The sequence below is a fragment of the Thioclava sp. L04-15 genome (assembly GCF_002020275.1).
In the GTDB taxonomy this organism is placed as follows: Bacteria; Pseudomonadota; Alphaproteobacteria; order Rhodobacterales; family Rhodobacteraceae; genus Thioclava; species Thioclava marina.
Genome location: NZ_MPZW01000004.1, coordinates 201,861 through 215,822, shown reverse-complemented (window position 1 = coordinate 215,822; position 13,962 = coordinate 201,861). Strand labels below are relative to the sequence as shown.

Genomic DNA, 13,962 nt, shown 5'->3' with positions numbered 1-13,962 from the left:
TTCATTGGCAACAGGCGCGAGCAGGCATATCCGCCCGCGCCCGCCGTGTTCAGGCCCGAGCCGTAACCTGCTCGGCGATGATGCAGAGCAGCTCAAACATCACCGTCGCGCCGAGATAGGCCGTGCCCCCCGCGGAGTCGAAGGGCGGAGAGACCTCGACGAGATCGGCCCCGACGACCTTCACCCCCTTCAGTTCGCGCACCACCTGCAAGGCCTGATAGGAGTTCGGCCCGCCGATCTCGGGCGTGCCGGTTCCCGGCGCGAAAGCGGGGTCGATGAAGTCGATGTCATAGGAGATATAGGTCTCGCCCTGCCCGACGATCTCACGCGCCTCCGCCATCACGTCTTCGACGCCGCGAGCGTGGAATTCCTCGATCGGGATCACGCGGATGCCGACAGAGCGGGCGAAATCACGATCCTCCTGATCGTAGGTCGAGCCGCGAATGCCGATTTGGCAGACCCGCTTGGGATCGAGCAGGCCTTCCTCGACCGCGCGGCGGAAGGGCGTGCCATGGGTGTACATCATCCCGTTGAAGTAGGAATGGAAGAGGTCGGTATGGCTGTCGAAATGGATCATGCCCACCGGCGCATTTTCCGCCACCGCGCGCAGAACCGGCAGTGAGGTCAGGTGATCTCCGCCTGCCGTCAGCGGCACGATTCCGGCCTCGAGAACGCGCGTGTAAAACCGCGTGATCCGGCCCATCGCATCCTGAATATCGGCGGGATTGGGCGAGACATCCCCGAGATCTGCGCAGTTCGCCAACTCGAAGGGGCGCACGCGGGTCGCTCCGTTCTCGGCGCGCAACATCGAGGACATGTCACGAAGCTGGCGCGGCCCGTGACGCGGGCCGGGACGGTTCGTGGTGCCGCTATCCCACGGCACGCCGATCAGGCCGACCTGCACCTCGGAGAGGCGCGCGTCGTCGAGCCCGACATGGGGCAGGCGCATGAAGGTCGGGATACCGGCGTAACGCGGCATCTCCATTGCGGAAACGGGGAGGAAGAAGGGATCGTTCATCGTGGGTCCTCAGGTCATCGCGCTGCCGCCATTCACGCCGAAGACCTGCCCGGTGATGAACCCGGCGCCGGGTCCGGCGAGAAAGACCGCCATCGCAGCTATTTCCTCGGGCGTTCCAAAGCGTCCGAGTGGGGTGTCGAGATCCTTGGCCAAGGCCTCGGGGCTCATGTTCTCGGGGCTCGTCATGTCGGTCACGGTCGAGCCCGGTGCGATCGCGTTCACGAGGATCGCGGGCGCAAGCTCGCGCGCGAGCGAGCGGGTCAGGCTGACCACGCCCCCCTTGGAGGCGGCGTAGGCCGAGAGCCCCTCGCGGCCCAGATACGCCAGATCCGAGGCGATGGTGATGATCCGCCCGGCCTTGGTCTTGGCCGCGCTCATCCGGCGCGCCGCCTCGCGCGTGGTCAGGAAACTGCCGCGCAGGTTCACCGCGATCACCCGGTCAAACTGCTCGACCGGCATCTCGGTGATCGGGGCTTCGCGCAAGATACCCGCATTGGCCACGACGATATCGGGGGAACCAAGGCGTTCCTCCACCGCATCGAAAAACGCGACCACATCGGCCTCGACAGACACATCGGCCGTGAAGGCAAAGGCAGGTCCGAGGGCTGAAAGCTCGGCCTCGGCGCGGCCCGCACGCGGATCGCCCGGATGGCAGATCGCCACGCGCGCGCCCTCGGCCGCGAGCGCCTTGGCGATCGCAAAACCGATGCCGCGCGTGCCCCCGGTGACGAGAGCGGTCTTTCCCGAGAGCGTCATTGCAGGATCTCTCCGCGGTCGATGGAAATGGCTTGCCCGGTGATATTGGCCGCCGCGTCCGAAGCAAGGAAGAGATAAAGCCCCGCGACGTCCTTGGGCTCCATCAGTCCGCCGATGGATTGCGCCGCCATCACTTCGCCCAGAAGCTCGAACTCGGGTCGGCCGGTCGATCGCGACATCGCAGCAAGCGAGGCCATCGCCGCATCGGTTTTCACCCAGCCCGGGCAGACCGCGTTCACCGTGATCTCGCGCGGGCCAAGCTCGCGCGCCCAGGTGCGCGCCAGCCCGATCATCGCGTGTTTCGAGGCGGCATAGGCGGAAAACTCCGGCACCGAGGTCTTGCCCCAGATCGAGGAGGTCAGGATCACCCGCCCCCTGTCGCGGATGCGTGAGACCAGAGCGCGCGTCACGTTCTGCGTGCCGGTGACATTGACCGAGATTACCCGCTCGAAAGTCTCGTCGGTCGCGGGTGTGGGACCGTTGAGCGGCGTCGGGCGTTCCATCCCGGCATTGTTCACCAGCACGTCGAGGCTCTCGATACCCAAGAGCGCATCGGCCAGCGCGGCTCGATCGGAGATGTCGCACAGGATCGGGGTCGCGCCGAGCGCGCTGGCCGCCGCGAAGACCTCTTCACTCTCGGCCAGGATCGTCAGATCGGCCCCAGCTTTCGCGAAGCCTTCTGCGATGCCGTAGCCAATGCCTCGGCTCGCCCCGGTGACCAGCACGCGCGTGCCGCTGTAATCGAAAGAGGCGCGCATCAGCCGAGCTCGTAGAATTCGTGTTTCACGGCGGCCGAGATGTCGCGCAGATATTGCGCGGCGATCAGCGCGCCTTTCTCGGGGCTGGCGCCCTTGGCCGAGATCAGCGAGCCCTCTTTCGCGACCCATTCGCGACGCGGCGGCCAGGTGTCGTAGCAGGGCGCATCGGCGGGTGCGTTGTCGGGCACCTTGTCGAAGAGCACCAGATCGGGGCGGTAATGCATCATCAGCGAGGTCTCGAGCACGGCGGCATGTTCCAGCTCGATCCCCGGATAGCCGTCGGGGAAAACCTGCCCGAGCGTCTCTTCGGTCAGGAACTCCCAGTGTTGGAGACACATCACCCGCACGCCCTTGTCACCGACCTCGCGCATCGCGAGGTCGATCCCCTCGTTGAGGAACCAGAGGTTCTCGTAATTGCCGTCGAGTACGCAGATCCGGCGTGCGCCATGGCGCACGAGTTCGCGGATGATATCGCGGATGATGCTGCTCAGCGTCTGCCCGTCGAGCCCGGTCGAGCCGGGAAAGAACGGCCCGCCCGCCGAGCGCGTCATCGACTTGTAGCCATAGGTGACGGGCGCCGCGACCACGCCGCCCACCGCCTCGGCCACATCCTTCGCGATCGCGGAGGGCACGAGATAGTCGAGCCCCATCGGCAAATGCGGCCCGTGCTGCTCGAGCGCGCCAGTGGGAATGAAGACGACCGGGTTCGATTTCAACGCCTCGGCATATTCGGGCCAGGTCATTTCCGGCATCACATGGGTGCGCATCGTCTTGCTCATTCGTGTTGTCCTTCTTCGCGCATCAGGCGCATGATCTTGCGTTCCAGCTCGGCATAGCCGGGCGTCTGAACCAGCTCTTCCTTGGAGCGGATACGGCCACCGGATTTGAAGGCGGGAACGATCTCTTCCTTCACCCGGCCGGGATGGGCGGAGAGAAAGACGATCTTGTCGGCAAGGAAGATCGCCTCCTCGATGTCATGGGTGACGATGATCATGCCGGTCTGGGCCTGTTCGGCCACGTCGATCATCAGTTCCTGCATCTGCCAGCGGGTCTCGGCATCGAGAGCGCCGAAGGGCTCGTCCATCAGCAGAAGTTCGGGCCCGTTGGCGAGCGTACGCGCAATGGCAACGCGCTGGCGCATTCCGCCCGAGAGCTGGGAGGGATAGGCGTCGAGGAATTTCGACAGGCCCACGAGACGGATGAAATGCTCCGCCCGCTCGCGCCGTTCGGCGGCGGGCACGCCGTTGATCTTCATGCCGAACTCGACATTGCGGCGCACCGAAAGCCAGTCGAAGGAGGTATAGGCCTGAAAGACCATCCCGCGGTCGCGCCCGGGGCCGGTGACCGGCGTCTCTCCCAGGGTGATCGCGCCACCCGTCGGCGTCTCAAGCCCCGCGATCATCCGCAGCACCGTCGATTTGCCGCAGCCCGAGGGACCGAGCAGGACCACGATCGAATTGCGCTCGACCTCGAAGGAGACCTTGTCGACGGCGGTCAGTTCCCGCCCCTTCGCAAGCGCGAAGGTCTTGGAGACCTCATCGAGATGAAGAACAGCCGAGCTCATCAGCGTTTCTCCTGAAGATAGGGGAAGAGCCAGCGATGCGCGGCCTTGAAGAGCAGGTCGAACAGAAGACCCAGCGCCCCGATGACGATGATCCCCGAGAGGATCTCGTCTGTCTTCAGGAAGCGCCGCGCACGCATCATCATCGCACCGATACCGGTGGTCGAGGCGACGATCTCGGCAATCACGAGATAGGTCCAGGTCATCGCCAGCATCTGTCGCATTGCGGTGACGATCTCGGGCAGGACGGCGGGCAGCACCACGTCAAGCACCGTCACCTTGCGGTTCGCGCCCAGCGTCAGCGCGGTCTCGATCAGCTCTTTGCGCACGGTCTTCGTGTGATCCATCACCAGCGTGATCAGGAAGAACACCACCCCGAGGAACAGGAGCGCCAGTTTCGGCGCCTCGCCCGTGCCGAACCACATCAAGAGGATCGGGATGAAAGAGGGCGCGGGCAGGTAGCGCCAGGCCGAGACGAAGGGCGCGAAGATCGCCTCGATGGCGGGAAAGGTTCCCATCATCACGCCCAGCGGGACCGAGAGCGCGCTCGCCATCGCGAAGGCCAGCACCACGCGCCAGACCGAGATTCCGATATCGCCGATGAAGCCGCGATCGACGAAGAGGTTCCAGGTGGTCTCGAAGACCTGCACCGGCGAGGGCACGAGCAGCGGGTTCACCATGCCGCTCTCCGAGGCGATCAGCCAGATGCCGAAGAACAGCACCCAGATGGCGATGGCCGAGAGCACGGCCTGTCGGCGCGAAACGGGGCGCCGAACTTCGAGAAAACGCGGTTTACGCGGGCTGGGGTGACGCATGTCAGAGCCTGTCTTGATCAGATACGGACGCCGCCCTTGGTGGGGATGGGCGGCGTCCGCAGGGGTTTACTCGTTCGGACCGAAGGACTGGCGGTAGCCAGAGGCCACGAGGTCCCCCATCAGCGAGCAGTCGATGGCCGAGGTCACGTCGACCTTGTTGGTCATCAACCCGAGCTTGATCCACCAGTCATTGGTGAGTGCGGCCGCCTCCGGCATGAAGCCGTTCTTCAGGCCAAGCGGCATGTCACCCTCGAGCACGCCACAGGCTTTCGCGGATTCGTCGAAGTCGAACATGTAGATGCCGCCCTCGAAGCTCTTGCCGTTGGTACCGATGACATACCCGATATCCTCGGCCGGCCATTGCAGGAAATCGGCCAGCATCTGGTTGGTTTCCTCGACATGGTCGTGCCAGTAGCCCAGACCCTCCCAGCGCGCCTTGAGCACTGCAAGCGCCGCATCGCGGTCCCTCGCGATGAAGTTCTTGTTCATGTAGAGCGCATCCATGAAGATCCCGGTTTGCAGGACCTCGGGCTTGGACGTGTCGGTGACGCTTTTCGCGCCCGGGCTCGCCTCGAGAACTTTCGAGATCCAGGGCTCGTACATGTAGGCCGCCGAAAGATCGCCCGAGAGCATCGGTCCCACTGCCTCATCGGCATTGAGGTTGACCCATTCGACATCACCCGGCGCGATCCCTTCCCCGTCGAGCCAGACACCCATCAGAAGCTGGCCGATATAGGCCTGCGGGGCGGCGACCTTCTTGCCATTGAGATCGGCAGCGGTCACATCGGGGGCAAGAATCACGTGATCCACCCCGTAAGAGGGGTTGAGCAGCGCGACATTGACGACGTCGGTCCCGCGATCGGCCACCAGCGGCGTATAATCCGCGGTGCAACCGTAGACATCGACCTGCCCCGCCGCGAGAGCCGCATGGCCGCCGAGCGGGTCTTCGAAGATCGTGATGTTCAAGTCGTAATCGGGGATGAGGTCTTTCTGTTTGGCAACCTCAAGCATCGCGTAGCCCGGCCAAGAGACGCAGACGCCGACATTGACGGTTTCTTTTGCGAAGGCGGCGGTGGTGCTCAATGCTGCGGCGAGCGTCGCGGCCGGAAGGAGGAGCGGAAGAGTACGCATGATTCGATCCTCTGTGCGTGATGGCTTCTGTCACAATCTTTGTCTCGAAAAAGTTTTTAGGCAATAAAAAATTTTTCTGGCTTAATCTTTCTTGTCCCTTCAAGCTGGACGCGTTAGTCAAGGCTGAATTCAAGGAGGCTCCCTCGTGTCCGGGTTGAGAGAAAAGCAGAAGGCAGATCGCCGCCGCCGAATCCTCGAAGCGGCGCGCAAGCTCTTTGCCAAGGCCGGTCCCGACGCGACCACGATCGAGGCGATCGCCGACGCGGCCGGGGTCTCGGGCGTGACCGTGCACAATTACTACGGAACGAAATCCGGCGTGTTGCTGGCCCTTGTGGCCGAGAGCGACCGGGAGCTCCTGGAAAAGATGGCGCGTGAATTGCCCGGGCAAAGCGACGATGTGATCGACCTCGCACGCCGCTTCGCCGCGATCATCCGCGACCACGCGATCACCTTCCTCGACAAGGAGATCTGGCGGCAGGTCTTCGCCGCCTCCATCGCCGAGGCGAATTCGCGCTTCGGCAAATCCTATCACTCGCTCGACCATCAACTCGCGCTGGTACTGGTGCGCGAGATCGAGGTGCTTCAGGCGCGGGGCGCGGTCTCTCCGGACGTTTCGGCCTATGATCTCGGCAAGGCGATCTTCAGCCTTCAGAACATGCGTTTCGTGAATTTCATCTCTTTCGACGAGATGACAGATGTCGAAAGCGATGCGGCCTTTCTGCGTGACTTGCGCTCGATCTTCGGCGCCCTGCCCCCTGACCGGCGCTGACCACGCGCCATCGGCCGAAACGATCCCGCCAGTTCAAAGTTCGGGCGTCATCTCGCCGCAGAGTGCGCGACCGAGACGCGCCTGTTGAGCGTGCCGATCAGGACTGAAGGACAGCGCGTGGTTAAGCTTGGCGAAGGCGGCCTCGACGGTCATGTCGCGCCCGTCGATCACGCCGTGATCGCGCAGGACCGCGCCAGCTGCATAGGTTCCAAGCGCGATCCCACCCTCAGGACACTGGCTGACCGCGATCACCGGAATGGCGCGCGCTTGCGCGGTGGCGAGCGCCTGACGCAATCCAGCGGTATCTGGTGCGGTGCCCGAGCCGTAGCAGCGCAACACGAGCCCGTCGCAGACCTGCGCGGCATGCTCGAAAAGGCTCTCTTCCATTCCCGGCGCCACGGCGAGAACGGCAATCCGCGCCGGAGCGATCGCGTGACGCCGGAGCGCAGCGCCCGGCTGGCGGGGCGGGATCTCCGAAGGGTCGGCATTGAAAGCATCGAAAGCACGCGAATGGCTCTTGCGGACCCGCGCGCCATGCAGAAGGCGGCCTGCGAATTGCACCCAGACGCCGGGCTCGGCCGAGCGTGCAGCGTCGAGCGCATCAAGCAGGTTGCGTCCGCCATCCGAGCCCTCGACCGTCAGCGGCAACATCGCCCCCGTCACGATCACAGGCTTGCCCAAGCCCTCAAGCGCGAAGCACAGCGCGCCTGCGGTGTAGGCCAGAGTATCGGTGCCATGCGTCACGACGAACCCGTCGAAAGCGTCGTAATGGGTGGCGATCTCGCGGGCGATCCGGTCCCAGTCGGCAGGTGTTGCGTTCGCGCTGTCGATAAGCGGTGCGAAGGCGCGGATCTCCACGCCTTCGGACGCATCCGCGTGATCTGCGAGGAACCCCTCGATCACGCCGGACGCGGGCGCAAAGCCTTCAGGCGTGGCGATCATGCCGATCGTACCGCCGGTATGGATCAGCAGGATCGCCACCGTGCTCAGGCGCGCGAGAGCACGCTCGAGGGGCGCGCCTTGGCCAGAGCCGAGGTCAGCGCACCGGCGACCGCTGCCTTGATCAGGTCACCGGGGATGAAGACGAGCATCAGCGAGGTGCTCTCGGTCAGGCTCTTGCCAAGCGCGAGCGACAGACCCACGATCCCCATCGCATAGGACAGCACGATCCCGCCGAGGATCGAGGCCACGAAGACCGACACGGCGAGCGGCGGCTGGCGCCATTTCTCGACGATGAACCCGATGAGCCAGGCCGCGACCGGCCAGCTGAAGAGGAACCCGCCCGTCGGGCCGAAGAAGACGCCCAGACCGCCCCGGCCACCGGCCAGAAGCGGCAGGCCCACGGCCACGAGCAGAAGGAACAGCAGAACCGCCAACGCCCCGCGCTTCGAGCCCAGCACCGCGCCGGCCAGCATGATCCCGAGGCTCTGCGCCGTGATCGGCACGCCAAAGCCCAGCGTGATCTTGGGGATCAGCCCCAGAACGGCGATCAGCGCCGCAAAAAGCGCGATCAGCGCGACATTCTTTTCCATCTAATTCTCCCTTTCAGATGTGAGCCCTCCCCGGGCCCGAAGCGCATCGCCGACATGGTCGGCGTCGTCAAGCGCAAGAAGCGTGAAGGGCAGCACCAGCCGCCAGCTCGGCCGCCGTGTTGCCCGCGCACGCCAGCTCTCGGTCAGCCGCGTGCCCTTTCCCATGAGCACCGGCACCATCCGGATCACCAGCGCGATCGCGATCTCCAGCACCTGCGTCGGCATCCCGAGTTTGCGCAGCGGCGTGCTCAGCCAGCTTACCACCGCGATCATGTCGCTCAGCCGCGTCGTCATCGACACCAGATTGGCCAGCGCCACCGCCGAGATCATCCGCATCACGATCATCAGCCCGTCGGCGATCTCTCCGATCACCACCTGCCAGATGCCGACGATCACGATGAAGGGCCAGAGCACCTTGAGCGCGCGCAGCCCCGAGCGCAGAAACGCCCGCCCCGGTGCGGCATAGGCGGCGAGGATCGTCAGAAGGATCGCCAGATGCGCGTAGGGGCGGGTGATGTAGAACAGCCCCAGCGTGCTCGCGCAGAGCCCCGCGAGCTTCAGGCCTGCGGGCCATTCATGCGCGCGGGTCTTAACCGGAGAGGTCAGCGATATCATCGGCCTCTCCCTGTCGCGTCATCTCTTCGATATAGGCAGGCAGGACCTCGCCCACGGCGCCGTGCATCCGCAAGCGCCCCTGATCGAGCCAGAGGACCTCGTCATAGGTCTCGACCTCGCGCGGATCATGGGTGATCTGGATCAGCGTGCCGCGATAGAGCCCCAGATAACGCGCGAGCTGCGCCTTGGTCGGAATGTCGAGACCCGAGAAGGGTTCGTCGAGGATCAAAAGTCTCGGCGCCATCGCGCTCACCGCCATCAGGCACAGAAGCTGCTTCTGGCCCTGGCTGAGCGTCGTCACATAAGCATCGCGCCAGCCCTCTTTGTCGAAGCGTGTCAGCGTCTCGTGCGCCTGCGCTTCTGCGGCGCGCTTCGAGGCCCCTTGCTGGCGCAGCCCGAAGGCGATCTCCTCGAGAACGGTCGGGAAGATGATCTGGTGATCGGGGTTCTGGAACAGGATGCCCACTTCGCGCAGCGCCGCCTTGCGGTCGGTGGCAAGGTCGTAACCGTTGATCCGCAAACTCCCCTGCGTCGGTGCGATCAGCCCCGCGAGCAGCCGCGCCAGCGTCGATTTTCCCGAACCGTTGCGCCCGACGATCCCGATCCGGCGCGCCCGCGTCTCGACGGAAATATCTTGCAAAACCACGCGCCCTTCGAGCTCGTGGCCCAGAGCATCAAGCCGGAGATGACTCGCGGCGGGGATCGGATCAGTTCCGGACATGCGCGCGTGCTTACACGCAGCCGCGCGCGCTTTCCAGATGGCATTGGTCGTAGAGAAAGAACCTATGGCAGCCAGCCCCGGAACGAACACGCGCGAGGCATCCCTGCCCCGCGCGCTTTCCCCTCAACTGAGCGATGCTCAGCGCGGTTCGCTGCGCAGTCCCTTGAAGATCGCCCAGCACATCACCAGGAGGACGAGCGTGAAGGGCAGCCCGGTCGAGATGACCATTGCCTGCAAAGCGCTCAGCCCGCCGCCGACAAGCAGCACGATCGCGACCGCGCCCTCGAACGTCGCCCAGAACACACGCTGCGGCACCGGTGCATCGACCTTGCCGCCCGCGGTGATCGTGTCGATCACGAGCGAGCCCGAGTCCGACGAGGTCACAAAGAACACGATGACCAGAACGATCGCGATAACCGAGGTGATCGAGCTCAGCGGCAGCCCTTCGAGCATCGCGAACAGCGACAGCGGCGGGTTGTAGCTGTCGATCACGTTCGCCTTCACCAGCGAGCCTGCCGGATCCGAGATCACCTGATCGATCGCCACGCCGCCGAATACGGCCATCCAGAGCACGCAGACCAGCGAGGGGATCAGCAGCACGCAGATTATGAACTCGCGCACGGTGCGGCCACGCGAGACGCGGGCGATGAACATTCCGACGAAGGGCGACCAGGAGATCCACCACGCCCAGTAGAACGCGGTCCAGCCGTCGCGATAGGCGTCATCCGTGCGTCCGACCGGGTTCGAAAGGGGTATGAAGTCCTTCGCATAGGCCAGAAGTCCTTTTCCGAAATCGGTGAAGATCGCCAGTGTCGGTCCGGCGAGGAGCACGAAGACCAGAAGCAGCGCAGCAATCCCCATGTTGATCTCCGACAGCAGCTTCACCCCGCCATCGAGACCCCGCAGAACCGAGAACAGCGCGATACCGGTGATGATCGTGATCAGGACGATCTGCACCGTGGTATTGATCGGCACGCCGAAGACGTGGTTCAGACCCGCATTGGCCTGCTGCGCGCCGAAGCCGAGCGAGGTCGCCAGACCGAAGAGCGTGGCAAACACCGCGAGGATGTCGATCACGTGGCCGGTCCAGCCCCAGATCTTCTCGCCGAAGATCGGGTAGAACGCCGAGCGGATCGTCAACGGCAGCCCCTTGTTATAGGAGAAGAGCGCGAGTGCCAGCGCCACCACCGCATAGATCGCCCAGGGGTGCAGACCCCAGTGGTAGATCGTGGCCGCGAGGCCCATCTCCTTGGCCCGCTCGACATTGGCCGGGATCAGGTTGCCATCGGCGTCAAAGGGCGAAGGCGTGCCCAACGGCTGAGAGATCGCCATGTGGTAGACCGGCTCGAGCACACCGAAGAACATCAGGCCAATGCCCATGCCGGCGGCGAAGAGCATCGCGAACCAGCCGATATAAGTGTAATCGGGCTCGGCATCCGTGCCGCCCAGGCGGACCGCGCCGTAGGGGCTCACGATCAGCGCGAGGCAGAAGATCACGAAGATGTCCGCGGCGCTCAGGAAAAACCAGTCGAAGGTCGAGGTCAGCCAGGGGCGCATCGCCCCGAAGACCGCGCTCGCCTGCTCGGGCAGGGCCAGCGCGTAGAAGACGAAGGCCACGATGGTCAGTGCGGAGACCAGAAAGACCGGGTTGTGAACGTCGAAACCGAAGGGACCGAGCTGCCTCTCCAGATTGTCCTGACCGATTTCGTAATCGGTGTCGATGATTTGGGTTTCCCCCTCCGGGGCAGGTATTCCCTGAATGTCCTCAGGTTCGGCCATATGCCGTCCTCCTGTCCTTGTGTTTTGATTCTTGGTGCGCGTTCAGCCGCGCACGAGAAAGACCGAAGCCTGCGCATGGGCCGCGAGATGACCACCATGCGACGCCCAGACATAATCCGCGACATTGGGCAGATGCGTCGCCATCACGACGAGATCCGTTCCCAAGGTCTTGCTTGCTTCGAGCAAGTGCTTGTCGAGGTCGATCGCAGGGTCGTGCGCAACGATCATATGCGCGGCGGTTCGATAGCCCTTTTCTGCGGCCTTGGAGGACGCGAATTCCTTCAGACGCGCCTCGTATTCCTTCGGATTGTGCCCGAGCGCATTCGGCTCCGGGCTGGTGACGCCCACGAAGATCACGTCGGCATCATGCGTGGTTGCGAGTTCCGCTACGATGCTCAGCGCCTTGCCCATCTTTTCGACATGACGCAGATCCACCGGAACCATGATTTTATTGAACATTTTAATCCCTCACGTTTCCGTAGCTCCCGGCGAGAGCATGCGGGGAACCTATCCGACCAACGGGTGCCCTGGGGTCGGGTTCCAAAAAACGTGAATAAAATCATATGAAATGACACAGGAACCGGGCGCGAGCGTATCGCTCCCGAGCAGTTTGCAGCCGCCGTTCCGAAAAGCTTCGCGGGCGCTTCGCGACACGGAATAGCAAAACGCCCCGGCCTTGCGGTCGGGGCGCTTCGTTTTTCACCAGAACCGTTTGGCTCAGGCTTTTTCTTCGATGATCGCCACGAGGTGCGGGATCTTCGCGACCATGCCACGCACGGCCGGGGTGTCTTCCAGCTCGCGGGTGCGGTTCATCTTGTTCAGACCCAGACCTTTCAGCGTCTCACGCTGGATGGCGGGGCGACGGATCGGCGAACCGATCTGCTTGACGACGATGGTAGCCATTGATCGCTCTCCTTACGCTTCCGAAGCTTCGGCGGTCGCCTCAGCCTCGGGCTTCTTCAGGATGTCGGCCACTTTCTTGCCACGGCGCGCTGCCACCTGACGGGGGCTCGCTTCCTTGGTCAGACCGTTCAGCGTGGCGCGGATCATGTTGTAGGGGTTCTGCGAGCCCAGCGACTTCGACACGACGTCCTTGACGCCGAGCATTTCGAAGACAGCACGCATCGGACCACCTGCGATGATACCGGTACCTTCCGGGGCGGTGCGCATCACAACACGACCGGCGCCGTGACGGCCCTCGATGTCGTGGTGCAGGGTGCGGCCGTCACGCAGCGGCACGCGAACCATCTGGCGCTTCGCCTGTTCGGTCGCCTTGCGGATCGCTTCCGGAACTTCCTTGGCCTTGCCCTTGCCGAAGCCGACACGGCCGCGCTGGTCGCCGACGACCACGAGGGCTGCGAAGCCGAAGCGCTTACCACCCTTCACGGTTTTCGACACACGGTTGATCGCAACAAGGCGATCGGCGAATTCCGGGGTTTCTTCGCGCTCTTCGCGGCGGCCCCGACGGTTGTCACGTTCTGCCATAAGGCATTCCTTCTCGTGATGGCGTGGTAACACGCCGTTTCATCCAATCCAAGTGAGCGCCCCATCGCGGGGACGCTCCCGGATCATCGGGGTGGCGTTGCCGCCACCCTCCGGTTCTTAGAACTTCAGACCGCCTTCGCGGGCTGCATCGGCAAGCGCCTTGATCTTCCCGTGGAACAGGAAGCCGCCGCGATCGAAGTAGCAGGTTTCGACACCGGCTTTCTTCGCACGCTCGGCGATCGCAGCACCTACTTTCGCCGCCGCTTCGACGTTGTTCTTGCCGACGACGCCGAGATCTTTCTCGAGCGACGAGGCCGAAGCCAGCGTCACGCCGTTGACGTCGTCGATCAGCTGAACGCTGATGTTCTTCGACGAGCGGTGAACCGAAAGACGGGCGCGACCAGCGGCCATCTTGCGAAGTTTGTTCCGGACGCGCAGGCGGCGCTTGAGGAACAGATCCCGTTTGCTGTTTGCCATTTTCGCGTTCCTTACTTCTTCTTACCTTCTTTGCGGAAGATATACTCGCCCTTGTAGCGGATGCCCTTGCCCTTGTAGGGCTCCGGCGCACGCCACTCGCGGATGTTGGCCGCAACCTGGCCCACCTGCTGCTGGTCGATACCTTCCACAACGATCTCGGTCTGCTTCGGAGCCGTCACGGTCACGCCGTTCGGGACTTCGAAGTTCACCTCGTGCGAGTAGCCGAGCGACAGCTTCAGGACGTTGCCCTGCATCTGGGCGCGGTAACCGACACCCTGGATCTCGAGCTCTTTCTTGAAGCCCTCGGTCACGCCGGTGACGAGGTTGGCGACCTGCGAGCGCACCATGCCCCATTGCTGGCGGGCGCGCTTCGACTGGCCACGCGGGGTGACCTTGACGGCGTTGTCTTCGACCGCGAGGGTCACGTCGTCGGTGGCGGTGAAGGTGCGGGTGCCTTTCGGCCCCTTCACCTCGATGGTCTGGCCCGACAGAGACGCCGAAACGCCGCTGGGAAGCTCGACCGGTTTCTTACCAATACGAGACAT

Annotated in this window: 18 protein-coding genes; 1 reads left to right on the top strand and 17 read right to left on the bottom strand. The window is 63.9% G+C overall.

The window, feature by feature from the left end:
- Window positions 1-49: 49 nt before the first annotated feature.
- The 7 genes from speB to BMI90_RS11195 all read right to left on the bottom strand — a co-directional run bounded on the left by speB (window position 50) and on the right by BMI90_RS11195 (window position 6,039).
- Entirely contained in the window at window positions 50-1,018 is a 969-nt protein-coding gene (gene speB, locus BMI90_RS11225; protein ID WP_078529399.1) for an agmatinase, read from the bottom strand.
- Between the two features lie 9 nt (window positions 1,019-1,027).
- Window positions 1,028-1,774: a 3-oxoacyl-ACP reductase family protein gene (locus BMI90_RS11220; protein WP_078529397.1), complete on the bottom strand. Its 747-nt coding sequence runs from the start codon at window positions 1,772-1,774 to the stop codon at window positions 1,028-1,030.
- Window positions 1,771-2,532 carry an SDR family oxidoreductase gene (locus BMI90_RS11215; protein ID WP_078529395.1) on the bottom strand — a complete coding sequence of 254 codons (762 nt, stop codon included), beginning with the start codon at window positions 2,530-2,532 and terminating at the stop codon, window positions 1,771-1,773. Before BMI90_RS11215 ends, BMI90_RS11220 begins: the two co-directional genes overlap by 4 nt.
- A complete protein-coding gene (locus tag BMI90_RS11210; RefSeq protein WP_210401941.1) occupies window positions 2,532-3,311 on the bottom strand; it encodes a creatininase in 780 nt (259 codons plus the stop codon). Before BMI90_RS11210 ends, BMI90_RS11215 begins: the two co-directional genes overlap by 1 nt.
- On the bottom strand, window positions 3,308-4,096 hold the full coding sequence (locus BMI90_RS11205; protein WP_078529393.1) for an ABC transporter ATP-binding protein: 789 nt from the start codon (window positions 4,094-4,096) through the stop codon (window positions 3,308-3,310). The genes BMI90_RS11210 and BMI90_RS11205 overlap by 4 nt, the downstream gene beginning before the upstream one ends.
- On the bottom strand, window positions 4,096-4,908 hold the full coding sequence (locus tag BMI90_RS11200) for an ABC transporter permease (protein WP_078529391.1): 813 nt from the start codon (window positions 4,906-4,908) through the stop codon (window positions 4,096-4,098). Before BMI90_RS11200 ends, BMI90_RS11205 begins: the two co-directional genes overlap by 1 nt.
- Window positions 4,909-4,974: 66 nt before the next feature.
- A complete protein-coding gene (locus tag BMI90_RS11195; protein WP_078529389.1) occupies window positions 4,975-6,039 on the bottom strand; it encodes an ABC transporter substrate-binding protein in 1,065 nt (354 codons plus the stop codon).
- A 145-nt stretch (window positions 6,040-6,184) separates the two neighbouring features.
- On the opposite strand from BMI90_RS11195, the gene BMI90_RS11190 reads away from it, so the two are divergent.
- Window positions 6,185-6,808 carry a TetR/AcrR family transcriptional regulator gene (locus BMI90_RS11190; protein WP_168172759.1) on the top strand — a complete coding sequence of 208 codons (624 nt, stop codon included), beginning with the start codon at window positions 6,185-6,187 and terminating at the stop codon, window positions 6,806-6,808.
- 33 nt (window positions 6,809-6,841) lie between these two features.
- Here BMI90_RS11190 and BMI90_RS11185 read toward each other — a convergent pair whose 3' ends face one another.
- The 10 genes from BMI90_RS11185 to rplF all read right to left on the bottom strand — a co-directional run bounded on the left by BMI90_RS11185 (window position 6,842) and on the right by rplF (window position 13,962).
- Entirely contained in the window at window positions 6,842-7,789 is a 948-nt protein-coding gene (locus BMI90_RS11185) for an asparaginase (RefSeq protein WP_078529385.1), read from the bottom strand.
- A gap of 5 nt (window positions 7,790-7,794) precedes the next feature.
- Window positions 7,795-8,340 carry a biotin transporter BioY gene (locus BMI90_RS11180; protein ID WP_078529383.1) on the bottom strand — a complete coding sequence of 182 codons (546 nt, stop codon included), beginning with the start codon at window positions 8,338-8,340 and terminating at the stop codon, window positions 7,795-7,797.
- Complete coding sequence (locus BMI90_RS11175; protein WP_078529381.1) at window positions 8,341-8,955, bottom strand: energy-coupling factor transporter transmembrane protein EcfT; 615 nt, start codon at window positions 8,953-8,955, stop codon at window positions 8,341-8,343. It abuts the gene before it with no gap.
- Entirely contained in the window at window positions 8,930-9,676 is a 747-nt protein-coding gene (locus BMI90_RS11170; protein WP_078529379.1) for an ABC transporter ATP-binding protein, read from the bottom strand. The genes BMI90_RS11175 and BMI90_RS11170 overlap by 26 nt, the downstream gene beginning before the upstream one ends.
- Before the next feature lie 138 nt (window positions 9,677-9,814).
- Window positions 9,815-11,455: a BCCT family transporter gene (locus BMI90_RS11165; protein WP_078529368.1), complete on the bottom strand. Its 1,641-nt coding sequence runs from the start codon at window positions 11,453-11,455 to the stop codon at window positions 9,815-9,817.
- A gap of 42 nt (window positions 11,456-11,497) precedes the next feature.
- On the bottom strand, window positions 11,498-11,914 hold the full coding sequence (locus BMI90_RS11160) for a universal stress protein (protein ID WP_078529366.1): 417 nt from the start codon (window positions 11,912-11,914) through the stop codon (window positions 11,498-11,500).
- Between the two features lie 258 nt (window positions 11,915-12,172).
- Complete coding sequence (rpmD, locus tag BMI90_RS11155) at window positions 12,173-12,358, bottom strand: 50S ribosomal protein L30 (RefSeq protein WP_038073580.1); 186 nt, start codon at window positions 12,356-12,358, stop codon at window positions 12,173-12,175.
- A 12-nt stretch (window positions 12,359-12,370) separates the two neighbouring features.
- Window positions 12,371-12,940 (bottom strand): 30S ribosomal protein S5, encoded by a 570-nt coding sequence (gene rpsE, locus BMI90_RS11150; RefSeq protein ID WP_078529364.1) that lies wholly within the window; start codon window positions 12,938-12,940, stop codon window positions 12,371-12,373.
- A 117-nt stretch (window positions 12,941-13,057) separates the two neighbouring features.
- Window positions 13,058-13,417, bottom strand: coding sequence for a 50S ribosomal protein L18 (gene rplR, locus BMI90_RS11145; RefSeq protein WP_078529362.1), 360 nt, complete (start codon window positions 13,415-13,417; stop codon window positions 13,058-13,060).
- Between the two features lie 11 nt (window positions 13,418-13,428).
- Complete coding sequence (gene rplF / locus BMI90_RS11140) at window positions 13,429-13,962, bottom strand: 50S ribosomal protein L6 (RefSeq protein ID WP_078529360.1); 534 nt, start codon at window positions 13,960-13,962, stop codon at window positions 13,429-13,431.